Genomic DNA, 18,580 nt, shown 5'->3' on the forward strand with positions numbered 1-18,580 from the left:
TCCCCGTCCCGCTTCTGATTCGGTGTGTTCCATGCTCGCTCGCCGCTTCGCTCTTGTCGCGCTGACCCTGTTGATCGGGGCCGGGTGTGGCCCGGCGTTCCAGGCCAGAGCCGCCGAAGCCCGCAAGGAAAGGGATCCGACCCACGCGTCCGGCCTGCCGATTCCGCGATTCGTCACTCTGCGCGTCGGTGAAGTCAACCTGCGCTCCGGCCCCAACGGCAGCTACCCCATCGACTGGGTGTTCACCCGCAAAGAGATGCCGGTCGAAATCATCCAGGAGTTCGACACCTGGCGGCGCATCCGCGATTGGGAGGGCAGCGAGGGTTGGGTTCATCAAAGCGCGCTGGCGGGCAAGCGTGGCGCGCTCATCATCGGGCAGGTGCGTTCCCTGCGCAAAACCCCGCAAAGCGACGCGCCGGTCGTCGCGCGCGCCGAAGTCGGCGTCATCGGTTCCCTGAAGAAATGCCAGGGCGATTGGTGCGAGATCGACGTCAAAGGGTATCGTGGTTGGCTGCAACGGTCTGACTTCTGGGGAACCTACCCCGGTGAAAAAATCGAGTGATTTTACCCCGGTGTTATTGACGCTGCTCCATCATCCGGGCTACACAACGCCCGCCGCCTTCACGACGCCGCACGGGCGCGCCAAGGTAAGGCCAGGAGAGATCACCGTGACCAGCAGCGACACGCCTGCCAACACCAGCTTAAGCAACCTAAGCCCAACCGCCGCCTGCATCGCCTTCGCCGGATCGCGCCGCATCGCCCTTGGTCCGCTGACCACGCTGGCCCGCGCGGTGAAGGCGCACAGCGACAGCGACGAGTCCGCCCCCATTCTGATTTTCGAGGCCGCGACCAGCGCCCGGATCGAGTTGGACCTGCGTGGCAGCCTGGACGACGTGCTGGCCCGCCTGCCGCAACCCGCCCCGGCGGAAACCGCGCGCAAGAGCGGTCCGGGCCGTCCCAAGCTGGGCGTGGTGTCGCGCGAAGTCACCCTGTTGCCCCGCCATTGGGATTGGCTGGCGACCCAACCCGGCGGCGCCTCCGTCACGCTGCGCAAGCTGGTGGAGGAGGCCAAGCGGGCCAGCCTGGACAAGGACCGCGCCCGCCGCGCCCGCGAGGCCGCCCACCGTTTCATGACCGTCATGGCCGGGGATCTGCCACAGTATGAGGAGGCCGTCCGCGCCTTCTACGCCCAGGACGCCGACCGTTTCAGCGCGTTGATCCAGGATTGGCCGGAGGATGTCCGCAGCCACGCCGCCCATCTGGCGGCGGCGGCCCTGCAAGGCGGCGAGGCGGCGACCCAGGCGGCCTGAGGCGCGCGTTTGTGGATCGGCCCCCTCCCCATCCCTCCCCCGCGTTGCGGGAGAGGGGGCTGGCTCCTTGTCGGCGTTCGGCGGAGTTCCCTCTCCCGCGTGAGCGGGGGAGGGTTAGGGAGGGGGAAAAACATTCCCCTCACGCAAAATCCTCCGCCAGCGCCGCCCGCACAGCCTCCGGCATCACCGCGAGATGGCCGTAGTTTGGGTGGGTGATGCCGACCATCACCGGCGCGCCTGGATGCCGGAAGGCGTCCACCTGCGCGTCGGTGAAGTCGAAATGGATGAAATGCACCGACGAGGTCTTGCCCGCCGCGTTGGTGCGCTCGACGTCCGCCTCGGAACGGCCCGGAACGGTCTCGCCGCCGATCTTGATCTCCATATGGGCCTCGACGCCGCCCAGCGCGCTCAGGACGCGGTGGCGGCGGTCGGCGTCGTCGATCTCGAACATCACCGTGGCGACCAGTTCCCGCCCCTTGGGAATCAAGGGGTTGTAAGCGTTGAGTTCGTCGGCGATCTGCTCCTCCCCGCCCTTCTCGATGCGCAGCATCTCGTGGATCTGCTGCCACATCGTTTCGTAATTCTCAAAAAAGAAAGTCGCGTGCGGGCCGACCGACAGGCGGCGATTTTTCTTCAGCGCCATCAAGGCTGTGCGGCGTTCCGCCCGCTCGGCGGCGTATTGCGCCATCGGCAGAATGTCGGCGCGGGTGATTTCGGTCTTGGCGGCCATGGCTGGCTCCTGGCAGGTCCGGCTCAGACGGCGATGCCGTAGGCGCGGGCGAAGAGTTCGACGGGGTGCAGGTTTTCCAGTTTGGGCGCGGGCGCTTCGGGATCGGCCAACCGCTCGATCCCCTGCATGATGTGCGGCCCGGCGATGGGGCATTCCGACGCGACGAAGTGTTTGCCCGAGGCCAGAGCCTGCGCGGCGACCGGCTTGCCGACCTTGAGCGCCAACGGAAAATTCTCGGTCAGCACGCCCCAGGAGCCGCCATGGCCGGAGCAGCGCTCGATCACCTTCAAATCAGCCTTCGGGATCAGCCGCAGCATCTCCGCCGCCTTTTGCCCGATGTTCTGGGCGCGGGCGTGGCAGGCGATGTGCAGAGCCACCCCGCCCGGCAGCGGTTCCAGCCCTGGGGCCAGCCCCTCCTTGCGGGCGATGTCGACGATGTATTCGCTGACGTCGTAGGTCGCCTGCGCCAGTTTTTCGACCGCCGCGCGGTGGGGCGCGTCCTTTGGCGCGATCAAGGGCCATTCCAGCTTCAGCATCAGGGCGCAACTCGGCACCAGGGCGATGACGTCATAACCCTTGTCGATCCAGGGGGCGAGCGCGGTCGCGACCGTCGCCGCCTTGCCGTCCACCCGCGCCAGATCGCCCTGTTCAAGCTGCGGCATGCCGCAGCAGCCAGGATAGACCACCTCCGACTCGACGCCGTTCCGGGCCAGAATGGCGCGGGCGGCCATGCCGATGGACGGGGTGTTGTAATTGCCCGAACAGGTGGCGTAGAGCACCGCCTTGCGCTTGCCGAAGGCCGGGGCGTCGCGGTTCAGCGCCAGCGGTTCGGCCTTGGCCCGCATGGTCAGGGTTTTGCCGGTGAAGCGCGGCAGATGGGCGTCGCGGTGGACGCCCGCGACCTTCTCCAGCAGCGGGCGGGTCAGGCTGTTGGTCTCCGCCGAAGCCCAATTGGCGAGGGCGGCGACCGGGCGCGCCAGTTCGCCGTTGCGGTCGGTTTGCGTCAATTGTTTGAGCGCGACCGAAATCCCGTTCTTTTTCGCCTCGACCGCACGGTGACGCACCATCAGATGCGGGAAATCCAACGCCCATTCGTGCGGCGGCACATAGGGGCATTTGGTCATGAAACACAGGTCGCACAGCGTGCAGGCGTCCACCACCCCCTTGAACGCGGCGGACGGCACGCCGTGCAACTCCGCGTCGCCCGCCTGGTCCACCAGATCGAACAGGCGGGGGAAGCTGTCGCACAGATTGAAGCAGCGCCGACAGCCGTGGCAGATGTCGAAGACCCGGCGCATCTCGGCGTCGAGCTTGGCCTCGTCATAGAAATCGGGATTTTGCCAGTCGAGCGGATGACGAACCGGCGCCCCCAGGCTGCCTTCGCGCATGGAACGGTCTCCTCCGAGGAATGGGTGTCGCGGCGTCGGACGCGCAAGCCCCACCCCTCCCCCGCCGCCGACGGGAGAGGGGAACGGCGTTCCTCACCCCAGCAGATTGTCCAACGCCTTCTGGAACCGCCCGGCGTGGCTCTTTTCCGCCTTGGCCAGCGTTTCAAACCAGTCGGCGATTTCGTCGAACCCCTCGTCGCGGGCGGTTCGCGCCATGCCCGGGTACATGTCGGTGTATTCGTGGGTTTCGCCCGCGATGGCCGCCTTCAGATTGTCCGACGTCGTGCCGATGGGCAGGCCGGTGGCGGGGTCGCCGGTTTCTTCCAAAAACTCCAGATGGCCGTGAGCGTGGCCAGTCTCCCCCTCCGCCGTGGAGCGGAACACGGTGGAGACGTCGTTGTAGCCTTCGACGTCGGCCTTCTGTGCGAAATAAAGATAACGGCGGTTGGCCTGGCTTTCACCGGCGAACGCGGCCTTCAGATTGTCTTCGGTCTTGCTGCCCTTCAGCGCCATGACGGGATCCTCCAGACGGTTGCGCCCAGCGTCACCGTGCGTGTCTCACACCCGCGCGGGCGTGACGGGAATAGTGGCGCCGACCGTTGGTCGCGTCAACAATTTGGAAGGACTCTAAACACTGCGCCAAGACGCCGCAGCGCCACACAGTTTGCGAATCAATCGCAAGGCAGGGGAGTCGTCGGGCTGGCGTCTTCAACCAGCCGAACAATCACGTCCACCCGCGCGATCCGCGTTCCCGCCGGGGCTTTCGGCAGGGATTGCACCGCCAGATGATCGCCGGGGATGTCTTCCAGCCGTCCGGTGTTTTCCAGGAAGAAATGATGATGGTCGCTGGTGTTGGTGTCGAAATAGGATTTTCCGGCTTCGACCACCACCTCGCGCAGCAGACCGGCGGCGGTGAACTGATTCAGCGTGTTGTAAACGGTCGCCAGCGACACCCGCAGATCGGCGGACAGCGCCTCGCCATGCAATTGCTCGGCGGTGACGTGGCGGTCGCAGCCCTCGAACAACAGCCGGGCCAATCCCAAACGCTGGCGGGTCGGACGCAGCCCAACGCCGTTCAGACGATCCAGAATCTGCTTGTAGGGGCGGTTGACGGTCATCATGGGCAAGCCCCTCAGCCGAACGGCGTCAATCATGGGTCGCGCGGCGGAGGATCGCTCCACCACATTCGAGCCATTCTAAAACCAATGGGCCGGACGACGCAACACAGCGCGTCACGCGGCCCATTGGGGAAAGCCCTGAACTCACAAGAAAAATCAGTAACCCGACGCGATCCGCTCGATCAACTGCTTCACCGTTGGGATGAAGCCGTCAGCGTAATAGGGATCGGAGGCGAAGCGGTAGGCGTTGTGCCCGGCGAACATCAACTGATTTTCACAATCGTCGGTGTGGCTGACCGCCTGGAGCGTTTTTTGAATGCAGAAGGAACGCGGATCGGCCTTCTTGCCGGTGGTCCCGGCCTCGTTCTGCATCCAGTTGGAGAAGCCGCAGGCCGACAGGCAGCCCATGCAATCGACCTGATCGCGCAGGATCTTGTCCGACTGTTCCGGCGTGACGAAAATCAGCGTGCTGTCGGGCGTCTTCAGGCCGGTGGTGAAGCCCTGGCTGAGCCAGCCTTCCGCCCGAACCTTGTCGGTCTCGGTGACGTAGACCGGGCGACCGCGCGGGCCGACCGGGAATTCGGCGGAATGTTCGCCCACCGGCTTGGGCAGATAGGCGATCTGCCGTTCCGACCGCGCCATCAAATCGAGCAGGAAGGGGTTCTTGACCGCCGACGAATAGAAGCCGGTCGGCGAGAAGCGGTTGAGGAAGACGTCGCCCGGCTTCAGGTTCAGCAGCCGGTTCTTCCACGCCGTGGAGATCGGGCTTTCCTGCGTCAGCAGCGGACGGGTGCCGTATTGGAAGGCGACCGGCCCCAGATCGGGGTTGTCGATCCAGTCCTCCCATTCCGACAGCCACCAGACGCCGCCCGCCATGACGATGGGGGTCTCGTTCAAGCCAAAGCTGTTCATCATCTGGCGCAGGGCCAGAACGCGGGGGAACGGATCCTCCGGCTTCTGCGGATCCTCGGAGTTGGACAGGCCGTTGTGGCCGCCCGCCAACCACGGATCCTCATAGACGACGCCGCCCAGATTCTCGCGGAATTTGTTGTAGGCGCGCAGCCACAGCGCCCGGAAGGCGCGGGCCGACGACACGATGGGGTAATAATGCACCCCGTGATGAACGGCGATTTCGGCGACCTTGTAGGGCATGCCGGCGCCGCAGGTGACGCCGTGAATCAGGCCCTTGGCCCCTTCCAGCACGCCGTTCAGGATGTGCTCGGCCCCGCCCATTTCCCACAGGACGTTCATGTGGATGCGGCCCTGGCCGTTCGACGCCTCGTGCGCCATGCGGGCCTGAGCGATGCCGCCCTCGATGCCGAAGGCGATCAACTCGTCGTGGCGCTCGCGCCGGGTCTTGCCCTTGTAGATCTGCGGCAGAAGGTTGCCGTTTTCGTCATAGCTGTCGGCGTTGACCCCGGAAAAGGTGCCAACCCCACCGGCCGCCGCCCAGGCGCCGGAGCTTTCGCCGTTGGAGACGGCAATCCCCTTGCCACCCTCGACGAGCGGCAGAACATCCCGACCGGACATCGGCAACGGCTTCAACGCCTTCAACGAACCCTCCAAAAACCGAACGCGCGCCCAAACCAGGACGCCGGATCAACAGGCGGACACCCGACGACAAAAGGCCCCGTCGAAAACCGGACGGCTTCCGGCAGGGTGCGCCAAGCGGTTCTATATATGAGGAATCGACGCTTCCTACGAGCGGATTCGGACCCTCACGCAAAAAACGTTCAGGATTTCCGGTCATCGCGAACGGAAGAACCGGACAGTTCCGACTCCAGACGTCCCGGCGCGTCGGTGAAGATCGCCGTCACGCCCCAGTCGAACAGGGTCTTGGCCCGTTCCGACTCATTGACCGTGTAGGCCAGAACCGCCCGCCCGGTGGCGCGGTAGGCGGCGATGGTCTCGGGCGTCTGCCATTCATGATTGACGTTGAAGGTCGCCGCGCCGACGCGGTCGGCGATGGCCGCCCAATCCTCCGGCTCCTCCCAAATCAGATAACCGCGCGGAATCTCCGGCCACAGGCTTTGCGCCACCTCCAGGCAGGGAATCTCAAAGCTGGAAAACATCAGGGGGCGCCCGGCGGGCCACAGGGGGCGCAGCGTTTCCAGCGCCACCGTGGCGGTCGCGACCTCTTGCCCCGGATAGGGTTTGATTTCCAGATTCAGGCCAAGCCCCAGTTCGTCGATCAGCGCAACCGCCTCTTCCAGGGTTGGCAGCGGCTCGCCCGCGAATTTCGCATCGAACCAGGTTCCGGCGTCGAGCGCGCGCAGGTCGGCGACGTCGCGCAGCGGCACCGGGCCGGTCCCGCTGGTGGTGCGGTCCAGCGTGTCGTCGTGGATGAGAACCGGGCGTTGGTCGCGCGACAGCATGACGTCCAGTTCGACCCAGCGGGCGCCCTGGCGGGCGGCCTCGCGGATCGAGGCGAGCGTGTTCTCCGGCGCGCTTTCCTTGGCGCCGCGATGACCAATCAGACGGGGAAGAGTCGACAGCATGGGTCTCACGGGAGTAAGAGCGATCCCTTTCCTAATGACGCAATCCGCCGAGGCGGGAAAGAGGAATGAAGGCCGTGCGCAGCGTTTCCGATCTGGTGGCCGCCGGGCTGATGACGGTTGAGGCGGGCGAGGCCGTCGAAACGGTGGCCGAACGCTACGCCGTGGCGCTGACCCCGTATTTGCGCGACCAGTTGCAGGGGCGTACGCCCGACGACCCGCTGTACGCCCAATATGTCCCCTCCCCCGCCGAGGCGTACGCCACGCCGGAGGAGTTGGCCGATCCCATCGGCGACGTCGCCCGCAGCCCGGTCAAGGGCGTCGTTCACCGCTACCCCGACCGGGTGTTGCTGAAGCCGCTGCACGCCTGCGCGGTCTATTGCCGTTTTTGTTTCCGCCGCGAAATGGTCGGCCCCGGCGGCGAGGCGCTGAGCGGGGACGAGTTGGACGCCGCGCTCGCCTACATCCGCGACAATCCGTCGGTGTGGGAGGTCGTCGTCACCGGCGGCGATCCCTTCCTGCTGTCGCCGCGCCGCTTGCGAACGATCACGCAAGCCCTGTCCGCCATGCCGCAGGTCGGCGTGGTGCGCCTGCACACCCGCATCCCCGCCGCCGATCCGGGCCGCGTCACCGACGACCTCATCGCCGCCTTGACCGCGCCGGATCTGGCGACCTGGATCGCCGTCCACATCAACCACGCCGACGAATTGACGGCGGAGGTCCGCGCCGCGCTGGCCCGTCTGGTGGATGCCGGGATCCCGCTGCTTGGGCAAACCGTGCTGTTGAAGGGCGTCAACGACAACCCGGCGGCGCTGGAGGCGCTGTTTCGCGGTCTGGTCCGCAACCGGGTGAAGCCCTATTACCTGCATCACCCCGATCTGGCCGCCGGAACCAGCCATTTCCGGGGCACGCTGGCCGAGGGGCAGGCCCTGGTCAAAAGCCTGCGCGGGCGGGTGTCGGGCCTGTGCCAACCCACCTATGTCTTGGACATTCCCGGCGGCCACGGCAAGGCCCCCGCCGCCCCGGCCTGGATCCAGGAAACGGACGAGGTCGGGGTTTACAACGTCACGGATTTCACCGGCCAGACCCACCGCTATCGCGGTTGAGCCTCAGCGCAGCCACAGCGCCGCCGTGCCGAACAGCGGGTCGGGGTTGATGAGGGCGTTGTGAACCCCGACGACCGACGCGAAGCCGGTCCACAGAATCAGCGGCAACCAGATCGCCGCGACGCTGCGGTCGTCCCGCGCCACCAGCGCGATGGACGCCACCGTCAGAACAAAGAAGCCGACCGTCCAGCCCGCCGCCAGAATCGAGCTTCCCAAGGTGAAATAGACGGCGCTGAAGGTGGCGTAGATCACCCAAGTGACGGCCTGAAGCGCGATCACCGCCCGCCGGTGACGGATCGGTCGCGCCGGGTCGAGCAGGCGCAGACCGCCCCAGATCTGAAAGACGTTCAGGGTGAACCACATCACCGGAAACACCCAGCCCGGCGGCTGCAACGGCGAGGGCTGATGCCCGGCGAAAGGCTGCCCGCCCCGCTCGACAAAGCCCCAGACATTGACCAGCAGCCAAAACAAAAGGGGCGGCCACCACCGTTGCCGGAGCGGAACGAAAGACGGGGGCGGTTTGGCGGGTGAGAGCGTCGTGTCGGTCATGCCCCGTCAGATGGAGCGTCAGCCCGACAGGTCAAGCCCGCAAAACACCCTCAATCGTTGGACGACAGAATCCGCGTGTTGGCCTCCGCCAACTCGATGGATTCGGTCAGCAGCGTCAAAATACGGATGTTGTTGGCCAGGATGCGGGCGATTTCCGGGCGGGGATCGGCGGCGTAAGCCTGCATCCGCTCGATCACGTCGGCGCGCACGGTTTTCAGAAGCTGTTCGGTGGTGGATCCGCCCGGATTGGCGGCGGAACGCAGAAGAACGGTCATGGCCTGATCCCTCCCCGTCGGTTGTTGAGAGGGGGGCGAACCGCCCCTCTCATCCTCAAGGTGGAGCCACGCGGGCCGGGATCAAGCCGCCAACATCACGCCCGCGCCCGCAAATAGGGCGTCAGCCGCCATTCGGTGTATTTGATGAAGCGCGACGCCAGGAAGTTCAGCAGCAGATAGATGGCCCCGGCCAGGATGAAGATCTCGAACACGGCGAAGCTCTGCGAAATGATCTTGCGGGCCAGCCCGGTGATTTCCAGCATGGTGATGGTGCTGGCCAGCGAACTGGCCTTCACCATCAAGATCATCTCGTTGCCATAGGCGGGCAGCATCTGGCGAATCGCCACCGGCAGCACGATCCGCCGGAAGGTCAACACCCGCGACATGCCGCAGGCCCGCGCCGCCTCCACCTGCCCCAACGGCACCGACAGGATGGCGCCGCGCAGAATCTCGCTGGTGTAAGCCCCGGTGTTCAGCGTCAGGGCCAGAATGGCGCACCACATCGGCTCGCGCAGCATCGGCCACAGAAAGCTGTCGCGCACCGCCTCGAACTGGCCCAACCCGTAATAGATCAGGAAGATCTGGACCAGCAGCGGCGTGCCGCGAAAGACGAAGACATAGGCGGCGGTCAGGGTCTCCGCCACGCGGTTGCCCGACAGACGCAGCAACGCCGTGGCGAAGGCCACGCCCGCGCCAAACAGCAGCGAGGCGAACACCAGCAGCAAGGTCAGCGGCATGGCCCCCAGCAGACGGGGCAGGCTGTCCCACATCAGTTCCCAATCCATGCCTCAGGCCCTCCGCACGCCGCGATTCGCGCGCCGTTCGGCCCGCTCGAAGACCGCCGTCGAAACGGTGGTCAGCAGCAGGTAGAGCGCGGCGGCGGTGGTGTAGAACAGGAAGGGCTGGCGGGTCGATCCGGCGGCGACATGGGCGACGCGCATGATCTCGGCCAGCGCCGTCACCGAAATCAGCGCCGTGTCCTTCAGCGTCAATTGCCAGACATTGCCCAGCCCCGGCAGGGCGTAGCGCAGGGTCTGCGGCACCAGCACCCGGCGCAGGATCAGCCAACGGCTCATCCCGCAGGCGCGCGCCGCTTCGATCTGGCCGAAGGGAACCGACTGGACCGCGCCGCGAATGACCTCGGTCGAATAGGCCCCGGAAATCAGGCCGACCGAGGCGACGCCAATGGTGAAGGCGTTGATCTCAATATAGCCGTCATACCCAAAGATCCCGGCGACGGCCATAATCATGCCGCTGCCGCCAAAGAACAGCAGATAGATGACCAGCAGTTCGGGAACGCCGCGCACCACGGTGGTGTAAAGCTCGGCGATTCCGTTCAGGATCAGGCTGTGGCTGAGCTTGGCCGCCGCGCCCGCCGAACCAAACAGGATGCCCAGCGTGAAGGACGAGACGGACACGGCGATGGTCATCGCCAATCCGCTCAAAAGCTGTCCGCCCCAGCCGTTCGGGCCGAATGAAAGAAGTTCGAGCATGGGCCGCTCAAGGTAGGACGTGAGGGCGAAAACGGACGGCCCCTCTCCCACGGGATGGGAGAGGGGCCGGGATCCTTACTTGATGGCGATGTCGTAGCCGAAATGCTTGGTGCTCAGCTTGGTGACGGTGCCGTCCTTGGTGGCGTCGGCGATCGCCTTGTTGAACTTCTCCTTCAGGTCCTTGTCCGCCTTGCGCAGACCGACGCCGACGCCGTCGCCCAGCACGCCGCGCGAGAAGGCCGGGCCGAACAGAACCATGCCCTTGGCCGCGTCAGCCTCCAGAACGGCGCTGACCGCCGAACGGTCGCCGAAGATCGCGTCGACGCGACCGGCGGCCATGTCGATGCCCGCGTTGTCCAGCTTGTCATAGGTGCGGACCGCCACCGACGGCAGCAGCTTTTCCATAAAGTTGGCCTGAATGGTCGAGGTCTGGACGCCGACCGTCTTGCCCTTCAGCACTTCGCCCAGCTTGGCCAGCGCCGCCTTGTTCTCGGGCGTGTCCTTGGTCAGATCGACGCGCTCGGCGCCGAACTTGGCGGCGGCCAGCGGCGAGGTCTTCGGGATGCCGAACATCGACGGCTCGGTGCCGTAGGGGTTCGAGAATTCGATCACCTTCTTGCGCTCGGCGGTGATCGACATGGCGGCCATGATGCCGTCATATTTGCCCTGCTGGAGCGCCGGGATGATGCCGTCCCAATCCTGGGCGACAACCTCGCATTCGGCGCCGATGCGCTTGCACAGATCCTGGGCGAGGTCGATTTCAAAGCCGACCAGCTTGCCCGACGGATCGGTGGCGTTCCACGGGGCGTAGGCGCCCTCGGTGGCGATGCGGATCTTCTTCCAGTCCTTGGCCTCGGCGGCGCCGCCGGTGACGACCATCAGGGCGCCAAGCGCCAGAGCGGCAACGATCTTCTTCACGGAAACTCTCCTCTGTTCAGGAACGCCCTTGTTGATTCGGGCATGGTTGATTCAAGCGGTTGCGTGGTGTTTGGTCTGGTCGGGGGGCTTGTGGACTCCCCCGCGACAAAGCTGACCATTTCGTCAAAAGTTTCAAGCGAAACCGCGCGTCACGCCGCTCCCGACAGGTGACGGGCGAGGAATTGCCGCACCCGCTCGGAATCGGGGTTGGTCAGCACCTTGTCGGGCGCGCCCTCCTCCTCGATCCGGCCCTGGTGCAGGAAGACGACCTTGGACGCCACCTCGCGGGCGAAGCCCATCTCGTGCGTCACCAGGATCATGGTGTTGCCCTCGTCGGCCAATTGGCGGATGACGCGCAACACCTCGCCGACCAGTTCGGGATCCAGGGCGGAGGTCGGCTCGTCGAACAGCATGACCTTGGGCTGCATCGCCAGCGCGCGCGCGATGGCGGCGCGCTGTTGCTGGCCGCCGGACAGTTGAACGGGGTAGGATTCCGCCTTGGCCAGAATGCCGACCTTGTCCAGCAGCATGCGGCCCCGGTCGATGGCCTCGGCCTTCGGCACGCCCAGCACATGGACCGGCGCCTCGATGACGTTCTCCAGGATCGTCATGTGGGTCCACAGGTTGAAGCTCTGGAACACCATGCCCAGCTTGGTGCGGATGCGCTCCACCTGACGGGCGTCGGCGGGAACGGTGGCCCGACCGTTGCGGATCTTCTTCAGGCCGATGGTCTCGCCGCCGATGGTCACGCGGCCATCGTCGGGGATCTCCAGCATGTTGATGCAGCGCAACAGCGTGCTTTTGCCCGATCCCGAGGAGCCGATCATCGTGATGACGTCGCCCTCCCGCGCGGTCAGCGACACCCCTTTCAGAACCTCCAACTCGCCAAACCGTTTGTGCAGATCCTCGACGACGACGGCGGCGGGGGCGGCGTCACTGACAGGCGGGTGTCGATGCATGCGAAGGACCGGATCGGTTGTGGTCGTACCAATGCAACACAGGCTAGACCGTGACGCATGGGTTACGCAACGCGGATTTCACAGTTTTCCGGGGCCTTACCACAGAAACAGCACGATGAGCTGCGGGGCCAGGATGCGCAGGAACATCACCAGCGGGTAGACGGTGGCGTAGGCCAGCGACGGCGCTTCGCACGGCGACAGGGCGTTGGCGTAGGCCAGCGCCGGCGGATCGGTCATGCTGCCCGCCAGCAGGCCGCAGACCGTCAGATAGTTCAGCTTGAAGACCGCCCGCGCGACCAGACCGACAATCAGCAACGGAATCAAGGTGATGGCCGCGCCATAGCCGATCCAGGCCAACCCGTCGCCGTGCAGCAGCGTGTCGAGGAAGCGGTCGCCCGACAAAAAGCCGACCACCGCCAGAAACAGCACGATGCCGATCTCGCGCAGAGCCAGATTGGCGGCGGGCGGCATGAACCAGACCAGCGGGCCGACATGCCCCAACCGCGCCAGAATGATCGCCACCACCAGCGGCCCACCCGCCAAACCCAGCTTCAACGGCGCGGGCATTCCCGGCACATAGACGGGAATCGAACCGAGCAGCACGCCCAGCGCGATGCCGATGAACACCGGAATGAAATCGACCTGCTGCAAGCGGCGCGGCGCGTTGCCGACCAGATGGGCGACGCGGGCCAGATCCTCCGGCTTGCCGATGGCGGTCATGATGTCGCCGAATTGCAGCGTCAGGGCCGGGGACGGCACCAGTTCGACGCCCGCCCGGTTCACCCGGCTGACCACCACGTCGTAAGCGTCGGCGAGGTTCAATTGCCCGATGGTTTTGCCCAGCACATGGTTGCTGGTGACGACCAGCCGGTCCCACCGCACATCCGTGCCCTTGGTGGTCAACGTCACCTCCGACAATTCCCCCAGAAAGGCGCGGAGCCGTTCCAGCTTGGCGCGCGGGCCGACCAGATGGAAGACGTCGCCCGGTTGGACCGTCGTGTCGGGGTGCGGCACGCACAGCCGCCCGCCGCGCATCATGCGCGAGGCGACGATGCCCAGATCGCCGAACAGATGGATGTCGCGCAGGGCCGATCCGAAGACCGTCGGGTTGCGCACGGCGACGTCCAGCGTTTCCAGGGTCTCCGCCGCCGCCCGGCGGCGGTCGTCGAAGCTCTTCGCCTCGGCCGCCGGATCCAGGCGGAAGACGGCGCGCACCGTCATCATGGCGATCAGAATGCCAACGATGCCGAAGGGATAGGCGATGGCGTAGCCAAGACTCGGCGTCTCCAGCGCGGCGGCGGGCGCCCCGACCTCCGCCAAAATCTGTTGCGCCGCGCCCAACGACGGCGTGTTGGTGACGGCCCCGGAAAACAGGCCGAGCACAGCGGGCAGCGGCACGCCCGCGACCTTGTGGATGACGACCGTCACCAGCACGCCCAAGCCGACCAGCGCCGCCGCCAGCAGATTCAGCGTCAACCCCGACCGCTTCAACGCGGCGAAGAAGCCCGGCCCGACCTGCACCCCGATGGTGTAGACGAACAGGATCAGCCCGAATTCCCGCAGGAAATGCAGGACGTGCAGGTCGAATTTCACCCCTGCCGCCGCCGCGATGTGGCCGCCCGCCAGCCCGGCGAACAGCACCCCGCCGATGCCCAAACCCACCCCTTTGATCTTCACCTGCCCCAGCGCCAACCCAGCGACGGCGATCAAACTGAGCGTCAGCATGATCCGCGCGATGTCGGGCAGACCGTTGAACAGGGCGAGCAGAGTGGTCATGCGGGCCAATCCAGAAAAGTGGGGCGAAATACGGCGGTCGAGCGAGTCCAGCGCCACGGCGCAACCTGGGCACGATGGCCAAGCCGCCAAGGGAAACCATTGATTCAGAACAATGCCTCAAAAAAATCACACGAGGGACGCCGCCGCCCTAATTCATCCAAATTTTGCCACTTTCTTGGATTAGTCCTAGTGGCAACCAAACGGCAGCCGCCTGTTGCGCATTGGGCGTCCCCCCTAACGCCACCCGCAACCGGACAGGCCGCCGTACGACCGAGCAGTCACCAGTCAGACCCCGACTGGACGCGCGGCCATCGTGAGAACCCCCTCGCGGTGGCCGTTTCTTTTTTCCGGCTCCGGTCCTGGGCTGTGCTATAGCAGCGCCTTTCCCCCTCCACCGCTCCGCCCGTCGAACCGCCATGCCTGTTTTCACCGGATCCGAGCTGACCTGCCTGCGCGGCGACCGGCTGGTGTTCACCGGATTGGATTTCCGCCTGGAACCCGGCGGCGCGCTGGTGCTGCTTGGCCCCAACGGCAGCGGCAAATCCAGCCTGCTGCGGGTGATGGGCGGGTTGCTGAAGCCCTTTCGCGGGGCCTTGCGCTGGGACGGCGCCCTGGTCGCCGACGATCCCGACGCCCATCGGGCCAACGTTCAATATGTCGGCCATCTCGACGCCGTGAAGCCGGTGCTGACCGCCGCCGAAAACCTCGCCTTCTGGGCGGCGTTGGGCGGGGCCGCCGACCCGATGGCGCGCGCGCGCGACGCGCTGAACCGGCTGGGGGTTCCGCAGATCGCCGACGTGCCGGGCCGCTGCCTGTCCGCCGGGCAGAAGCGCCGCCTGAATCTCGCCCGCCTGCTGGCCGCGCCCGCGCCCTTGTGGCTGCTGGACGAACCCACCGTCGCGCTCGACCGCGCCGCCATCGCCCTGTTCGAGGGGTTGATCGCCGAGCATCGCGCCAAGGGCGGCATGGTGGCGCTGTCCACCCACACCGACATCGCGACTCCGGGCGGGGAGGAACTGCGACTCGACGACTTCACGCCGCAGACGGACGACGAAGACGGCGGCCAGGATGATGATGTTGGAGAGGATGCCGCGCCATGAACCGCTTTCTGCGTCTGGTCGGGCGCGACCTGCGGCTGGCGCTGCGCCAAGGCTCCGACGCCACCATCGCCGTGATGTTCTTTGTGCTGTGCGTCGTGCTGTTTCCCTTCGGCGTCGGGCCGGAGCCGAACATTTTGGCCCGCATCGCGCCGGGGGTGATCTGGGTCGCCGCCCTGCTCGCCTCGCTCCTGTCGCTGGAACGGCTGTTCCAGACCGATTACGAGGACGGCTCGCTGGAACTGATGTCGTTGACCGCCCTGCCGCTGGAGGCGGTGGTGTTGGCGAAGACCTTGGCCCATTGGCTGGTGACGGGCCTGCCGCTGATCGCCGCCGCCCCCCTGCTGGCGGTTCTGCTGAACATGGACGGGGCGGGCTTTGGCGTTCTGGTGCTGACGCTGGCCATCGGCACGCCGATTCTCAGCCTGATCGGGGCCATCGGCGCGGCCCTGACCCTGGGGGCGCGGCGCGGCGGGGTGCTGCTGTCGCTGTTGATCCTGCCGCTTTACATCCCGGTGCTGATTTTCGGGGCGGGCGCCATCGACGCCGCCATCAACGGGCTGACGCCGCGCCCGCATCTGCTGCTGCTGGCCGGCATCCTCGCCGCCGCCCTGCCGCTGGCCCCCTGGGCCGGCGCGGCGGCCCTGCGCCAAGCGGTGGAGTGAGCGCGTCTCACGACTTCGGCAACAGCTTTTCAATCGCCGCGCGGACCTTGTCCGATTCCGGGTCGGTCATGGTCGAGAACCAGGAGACCAGTTTGCCGTCCGGGCCAATCAGATATTTGTGAAAGTTCCAGCGCGGCTTGGCCAGCATGCCCAACTCGTCCCCGGCCCAGCGGTAGAAGGGGTGGGCCTTGTCGCCCGACACCACCGTCTTGTCGGCCAGCGGGAAGTCGATCTTGTAATTGACCTCGCAGAAATCCTTGATCGTCGCGGCGTTGCCCGGCTCCTGCCCGCCGAAATCGTCCGACGGCACGCCGAGCACCACCAGACCACGGGCGCGGTACTTCTCCCACAGCGCTTCCAGCCCCTTGTATTGCGGGGTGAAACCACATTGCGAGGCGGTGTTGACCACCAGAACGGTCTTGCCCGCGAATTGCGACAGCGGCAAGGGCTGGCCGTCGATGCCCTGGAAGGTGAAGTCATAGGCGGTGGCGGCCATGGCGGAAGCGCCTCCCATCAGGACAAGGACAGCGGCGAGCGCGCTGGAGCGAAAGCGGTTGCGGGCGGTCATCGCGGTGATCCGTTCGTGATCGTGGACGCCAGAGGGACGTCTTGGCGTTCCTGCTGCGCTTGCTACGGCCCCCACGCCCCGCCGGATCACCCGACTGAGGTCCGGCATCACGAAAACTTTGCGGGATCCACGCCGGGCAAAGCGCCTACACTGGTCCGCCACCGCTGGCTCAACAACAAGGCGTCGTCGTCATGATCGGTCTTGGCCCATCCCTCGCCATCGCGGCGGCGGTTCTGTTCGGCCTCAGCACGCCGCTGGCCAAACTGCTGGTCGCCGACCTGTCGCCCTGGATGCTGGCCGGAACGCTCTATCTTGGCTCCGGCCTTGGCCTGGGCGCCGTCCGGCTTGTTCGTGGCTTGACGCAATCGGGCAAGCGTGGGGAACGGAACGTTCGCGGCGCCGAATGGGGCTGGCTGTTGGCCGCCGTCGCCGCTGGCGGAATCGCCGGGCCGGTGCTGCTGATGATCGGGTTGACCAGCACGGCGGCCTCCACCGCCTCGCTGCTGCTGAATCTGGAAGGGGTGTTGACCGCCCTGCTGGCGTGGTTCGTCTTTCAGGAAGGCTTCGACCGCCGTCTGGTCGCCGGAATGGCCGCCATCGTCGCCGGGGCCGTCGCCCTGTCCTGGCCCATCAGCGGCGCCGCCCTGTCGCTTTCCGGGTTTTTCGCCGGATGGGGGCCGCCCGCCATCATCGGGGCCTGCCTGATGTGGGCGCTCGACAACAATCTGACCCGCAAGGTCGCGCTGGCCGATCCGGTGGACGTGGCCATGGTCAAGGGGCTGGTGGCGGGAAGCGTCAACGTCGCGCTGGCGCTCGCGCTTGGCGATTCATTGCCCGGCCCCGCCCTGATGGCGGCGACGATGGCCGTCGGCCTGTTGGGCTACGGCGTCAGTCTGGCGCTGTTCGTGCTGGCCCTGCGCTGGATCGGCGCGGCGCGGACGGGGGCCTATTTCTCGACCGCGCCCTTCGTCGGCGCGCTGGCCGCGCTGGCCCTGTTCCGCGAACCCGTCACCGTTCCGCTGCTGATCGCGGCGGCGCTGATGGGGCTGGGAGTCTGGCTGCATCTGACCGAATCCCACGCGCACGAGCATGACCACGACGCCCTCGACCACGACCACCCGCACGTCCATGACGCGCATCACCAGCATGAGCATGACGGCCCGCTCCCCGGCCCCGCCGAGGCCCCGCACAGCCACCCGCACCGGCACCGCCCGCTGCGCCACAGCCACCCGCATTTCCCCGACGCCCACCACACCCACACGCATTGAGCGGCGGCGGGGGCGCTCTTGACGCACCGCGTCCATCGCCTTAAAGTAAGGTATCTCCACCCTTACTTTAAGGCGCGCCATGAGAGCCGAACTGACCGTGACCGCGAAAGGGCAAGTGACGCTGCGGCAGGCTGTGCTTGACCATCTCGGCGTCAAGCCCGGCGGACGGGTCGATGTGGAACTGTTGCCCGATGGCCGGGTGGAGTTGCGGCCCGCTGGCGCGCGCGCCGATGTGGCCGACCTGCGCGGCGCTCTGCGGCGGACAGGGCAGCGCCCCCTGTCTCTGGAAGAGATGCAAAACACCATCGAAGAGGCGGGGGAACGGTGAAAATCGCGGTGGACACGAACGTCCTGGTTCGTTTTCTGACCTGGGACGACGAGGCGCAAGCCACCGAAGCGGCCCGCGTGATTGAGAGCGCCGAAGCCGTTTTCATTTCCACAATCGTGCTGTGCGAACTGGTTTGGGTCCTCAAACGCGCCTACCGCTACCCGACGGCGGACATCGCGACCGCCATCCGCCGCCTGATCGAAAGCCGCAGCATAGACACCAACCGGGCCGCCGCCGAAGCCGGTCTGCGCCTGCTGGAAGCCGGTGGGGATTTCGCCGACGGGGTGATTCTGTTTGAAGCGGGCAAGGCCAAGGCGGCGCGTTTGGTCACGTTCGACCGAACCCTCGCGGATCGGGCCGGGCCGGACGCCGTGACGCTGCTGGACGCGGCGACGACAAGCCGACCCTGACAAACAAAGCCCGGAAACGACGAAGGCCGCCCGGAGGCGGCCTTGTCGTCGTGTCATGCTGTTTTGGAAGGATGGCGCGCCCGAAGAGATTCGAACTCCTGACCCTCAGATTCGTAGTCTGATGCTC

The 18,580-nt window shown here is 66.3% G+C and carries 22 protein-coding genes; 8 read left to right on the plus strand and 14 right to left on the minus strand.

Annotated features, from left to right (window positions below; genetic code table 11):
* Positions 1-31: 31 nt before the first annotated feature.
* The gene (locus ACODS4_RS26285) at positions 32-562 is read left to right on the plus strand and encodes an SH3 domain-containing protein (protein ID WP_488868625.1); all 531 of its coding nucleotides are present in this window, start codon (positions 32-34) and stop codon (positions 560-562) included.
* A 106-nt stretch (positions 563-668) separates the two neighbouring features.
* Positions 669-1,310, plus strand: coding sequence for a DUF2239 family protein (locus tag ACODS4_RS26290; protein ID WP_488868626.1), 642 nt, complete (start codon positions 669-671; stop codon positions 1,308-1,310).
* Positions 1,311-1,449: 139 nt separating this feature from the next.
* Here the strand turns inward: ACODS4_RS26290 and ACODS4_RS26295 are convergent, their stop codons facing one another.
* From ACODS4_RS26295 to ACODS4_RS26320, 6 genes are all read right to left on the minus strand, one after another.
* Positions 1,450-2,040, minus strand: coding sequence for a DUF3501 family protein (locus ACODS4_RS26295; RefSeq protein WP_488868627.1), 591 nt, complete (start codon positions 2,038-2,040; stop codon positions 1,450-1,452).
* A 23-nt stretch (positions 2,041-2,063) separates the two neighbouring features.
* Positions 2,064-3,428, minus strand: coding sequence for a heterodisulfide reductase-related iron-sulfur binding cluster (locus ACODS4_RS26300; protein ID WP_488868628.1), 1,365 nt, complete (start codon positions 3,426-3,428; stop codon positions 2,064-2,066).
* 93 nt (positions 3,429-3,521) lie between these two features.
* Positions 3,522-3,941, minus strand: a complete 420-nt coding sequence (locus tag ACODS4_RS26305) for a rubrerythrin family protein (protein WP_488868629.1) — start codon at positions 3,939-3,941, stop codon at positions 3,522-3,524.
* A 158-nt stretch (positions 3,942-4,099) separates the two neighbouring features.
* Positions 4,100-4,546 carry an iron response transcriptional regulator IrrA gene (irrA, locus tag ACODS4_RS26310; protein WP_488868644.1) on the minus strand — a complete coding sequence of 149 codons (447 nt, stop codon included), beginning with the start codon at positions 4,544-4,546 and terminating at the stop codon, positions 4,100-4,102.
* A gap of 156 nt (positions 4,547-4,702) precedes the next feature.
* Complete coding sequence (locus ACODS4_RS26315) at positions 4,703-6,100, minus strand: NAD(P)H-dependent flavin oxidoreductase (protein ID WP_488868630.1); 1,398 nt, start codon at positions 6,098-6,100, stop codon at positions 4,703-4,705.
* Between the two features lie 179 nt (positions 6,101-6,279).
* The gene (locus tag ACODS4_RS26320) at positions 6,280-7,044 is read right to left on the minus strand and encodes a glycerophosphoryl diester phosphodiesterase (protein ID WP_488868631.1); all 765 of its coding nucleotides are present in this window, start codon (positions 7,042-7,044) and stop codon (positions 6,280-6,282) included.
* A 65-nt stretch (positions 7,045-7,109) separates the two neighbouring features.
* Here ACODS4_RS26320 and ACODS4_RS26325 point away from each other — a divergent pair, with 65 nt between their 5' ends.
* Entirely contained in the window at positions 7,110-8,147 is a 1,038-nt protein-coding gene (locus tag ACODS4_RS26325) for a lysine-2,3-aminomutase-like protein (RefSeq protein WP_488868632.1), read from the plus strand.
* 3 nt (positions 8,148-8,150) lie between these two features.
* Here the strand turns inward: ACODS4_RS26325 and ACODS4_RS26330 are convergent, their stop codons facing one another.
* From ACODS4_RS26330 to ACODS4_RS26360, 7 genes are all read right to left on the minus strand, one after another.
* Positions 8,151-8,696: a TspO/MBR family protein gene (locus tag ACODS4_RS26330; RefSeq protein WP_488868633.1), complete on the minus strand. Its 546-nt coding sequence runs from the start codon at positions 8,694-8,696 to the stop codon at positions 8,151-8,153.
* Positions 8,697-8,746: 50 nt separating this feature from the next.
* Positions 8,747-8,971 (minus strand): hypothetical protein, encoded by a 225-nt coding sequence (locus ACODS4_RS26335; RefSeq protein ID WP_488868634.1) that lies wholly within the window; start codon positions 8,969-8,971, stop codon positions 8,747-8,749.
* A gap of 95 nt (positions 8,972-9,066) precedes the next feature.
* Positions 9,067-9,756: an ABC transporter permease gene (locus ACODS4_RS26340; protein WP_488868635.1), complete on the minus strand. Its 690-nt coding sequence runs from the start codon at positions 9,754-9,756 to the stop codon at positions 9,067-9,069.
* A gap of 3 nt (positions 9,757-9,759) precedes the next feature.
* Positions 9,760-10,464, minus strand: coding sequence for an ABC transporter permease (locus tag ACODS4_RS26345; RefSeq protein ID WP_488868636.1), 705 nt, complete (start codon positions 10,462-10,464; stop codon positions 9,760-9,762).
* Between the two features lie 75 nt (positions 10,465-10,539).
* Positions 10,540-11,382, minus strand: a complete 843-nt coding sequence (locus tag ACODS4_RS26350; protein WP_488868637.1) for a transporter substrate-binding domain-containing protein — start codon at positions 11,380-11,382, stop codon at positions 10,540-10,542.
* Positions 11,383-11,531: 149 nt separating this feature from the next.
* Entirely contained in the window at positions 11,532-12,341 is an 810-nt protein-coding gene (locus ACODS4_RS26355) for an ABC transporter ATP-binding protein (protein ID WP_298368089.1), read from the minus strand.
* A 96-nt stretch (positions 12,342-12,437) separates the two neighbouring features.
* Positions 12,438-14,117 (minus strand): putative transporter, encoded by a 1,680-nt coding sequence (locus ACODS4_RS26360; protein ID WP_488868638.1) that lies wholly within the window; start codon positions 14,115-14,117, stop codon positions 12,438-12,440.
* Between the two features lie 416 nt (positions 14,118-14,533).
* Here ACODS4_RS26360 and ccmA point away from each other — a divergent pair, with 416 nt between their 5' ends.
* Both ccmA and ccmB read left to right on the plus strand, forming a co-directional pair.
* The gene (ccmA, locus tag ACODS4_RS26365; RefSeq protein WP_488868639.1) at positions 14,534-15,217 is read left to right on the plus strand and encodes a heme ABC exporter ATP-binding protein CcmA; all 684 of its coding nucleotides are present in this window, start codon (positions 14,534-14,536) and stop codon (positions 15,215-15,217) included.
* Complete coding sequence (gene ccmB / locus ACODS4_RS26370) at positions 15,214-15,879, plus strand: heme exporter protein CcmB (RefSeq protein WP_119831696.1); 666 nt, start codon at positions 15,214-15,216, stop codon at positions 15,877-15,879. Before ccmA ends, ccmB begins: the two co-directional genes overlap by 4 nt.
* A gap of 7 nt (positions 15,880-15,886) precedes the next feature.
* Here ccmB and ACODS4_RS26375 read toward each other — a convergent pair whose 3' ends face one another.
* Positions 15,887-16,447: a glutathione peroxidase gene (locus ACODS4_RS26375; protein ID WP_488868640.1), complete on the minus strand. Its 561-nt coding sequence runs from the start codon at positions 16,445-16,447 to the stop codon at positions 15,887-15,889.
* Positions 16,448-16,638: 191 nt separating this feature from the next.
* Between ACODS4_RS26375 and ACODS4_RS26380 the strand changes: the two genes are divergently transcribed.
* The 3 genes from ACODS4_RS26380 to ACODS4_RS26390 all read left to right on the plus strand — a co-directional run bounded on the left by ACODS4_RS26380 (position 16,639) and on the right by ACODS4_RS26390 (position 18,453).
* Positions 16,639-17,715 (plus strand): DMT family transporter, encoded by a 1,077-nt coding sequence (locus ACODS4_RS26380; protein ID WP_488868641.1) that lies wholly within the window; start codon positions 16,639-16,641, stop codon positions 17,713-17,715.
* A 79-nt stretch (positions 17,716-17,794) separates the two neighbouring features.
* On the plus strand, positions 17,795-18,043 hold the full coding sequence (locus tag ACODS4_RS26385) for an AbrB/MazE/SpoVT family DNA-binding domain-containing protein (protein WP_488868642.1): 249 nt from the start codon (positions 17,795-17,797) through the stop codon (positions 18,041-18,043).
* 8 nt (positions 18,044-18,051) lie between these two features.
* A complete protein-coding gene (locus ACODS4_RS26390) occupies positions 18,052-18,453 on the plus strand; it encodes a type II toxin-antitoxin system VapC family toxin (protein ID WP_488868643.1) in 402 nt (133 codons plus the stop codon).
* Positions 18,454-18,580 lie beyond the last annotated feature (127 nt).

This window comes from Azospirillum sp. FG154 (genome assembly GCF_057809575.1).

Bases quoted from the DNA above. Each gene is read 5' to 3' on its own strand.
- ACODS4_RS26285 (WP_488868625.1), top strand. From the start codon at position 32: ATGCTCGCTCGCCGCTTCGCTCTTGTCGCGCTGACCCTGTTGATCGGG.
- ACODS4_RS26295 (WP_488868627.1), bottom strand. From the start codon at position 2,040: ATGGCCGCCAAGACCGAAATCACCCGCGCCGACATTCTGCCGATGGCG.
- ACODS4_RS26300 (WP_488868628.1), bottom strand. From the start codon at position 3,428: ATGCGCGAAGGCAGCCTGGGGGCGCCGGTTCGTCATCCGCTCGACTGG.
- ACODS4_RS26305 (WP_488868629.1), bottom strand. From the start codon at position 3,941: ATGGCGCTGAAGGGCAGCAAGACCGAAGACAATCTGAAGGCCGCGTTC.
- irrA (WP_488868644.1), bottom strand. From the start codon at position 4,546: ATGACCGTCAACCGCCCCTACAAGCAGATTCTGGATCGTCTGAACGGC.
- ACODS4_RS26320 (WP_488868631.1), bottom strand. From the start codon at position 7,044: ATGCTGTCGACTCTTCCCCGTCTGATTGGTCATCGCGGCGCCAAGGAA.
- ACODS4_RS26325 (WP_488868632.1), top strand. From the start codon at position 7,110: ATGAAGGCCGTGCGCAGCGTTTCCGATCTGGTGGCCGCCGGGCTGATG.
- ACODS4_RS26330 (WP_488868633.1), bottom strand. From the start codon at position 8,696: ATGACCGACACGACGCTCTCACCCGCCAAACCGCCCCCGTCTTTCGTT.
- ACODS4_RS26335 (WP_488868634.1), bottom strand. From the start codon at position 8,971: ATGACCGTTCTTCTGCGTTCCGCCGCCAATCCGGGCGGATCCACCACC.
- ACODS4_RS26340 (WP_488868635.1), bottom strand. From the start codon at position 9,756: ATGGATTGGGAACTGATGTGGGACAGCCTGCCCCGTCTGCTGGGGGCC.
- ACODS4_RS26345 (WP_488868636.1), bottom strand. From the start codon at position 10,464: ATGCTCGAACTTCTTTCATTCGGCCCGAACGGCTGGGGCGGACAGCTT.
- ACODS4_RS26355 (WP_298368089.1), bottom strand. From the start codon at position 12,341: ATGCATCGACACCCGCCTGTCAGTGACGCCGCCCCCGCCGCCGTCGTC.
- ACODS4_RS26360 (WP_488868638.1), bottom strand. From the start codon at position 14,117: ATGACCACTCTGCTCGCCCTGTTCAACGGTCTGCCCGACATCGCGCGG.
- ccmA (WP_488868639.1), top strand. From the start codon at position 14,534: ATGCCTGTTTTCACCGGATCCGAGCTGACCTGCCTGCGCGGCGACCGG.
- ccmB (WP_119831696.1), top strand. From the start codon at position 15,214: ATGAACCGCTTTCTGCGTCTGGTCGGGCGCGACCTGCGGCTGGCGCTG.
- ACODS4_RS26375 (WP_488868640.1), bottom strand. From the start codon at position 16,447: ATGACCGCCCGCAACCGCTTTCGCTCCAGCGCGCTCGCCGCTGTCCTT.
- ACODS4_RS26380 (WP_488868641.1), top strand. From the start codon at position 16,639: ATGATCGGTCTTGGCCCATCCCTCGCCATCGCGGCGGCGGTTCTGTTC.
- ACODS4_RS26385 (WP_488868642.1), top strand. From the start codon at position 17,795: ATGAGAGCCGAACTGACCGTGACCGCGAAAGGGCAAGTGACGCTGCGG.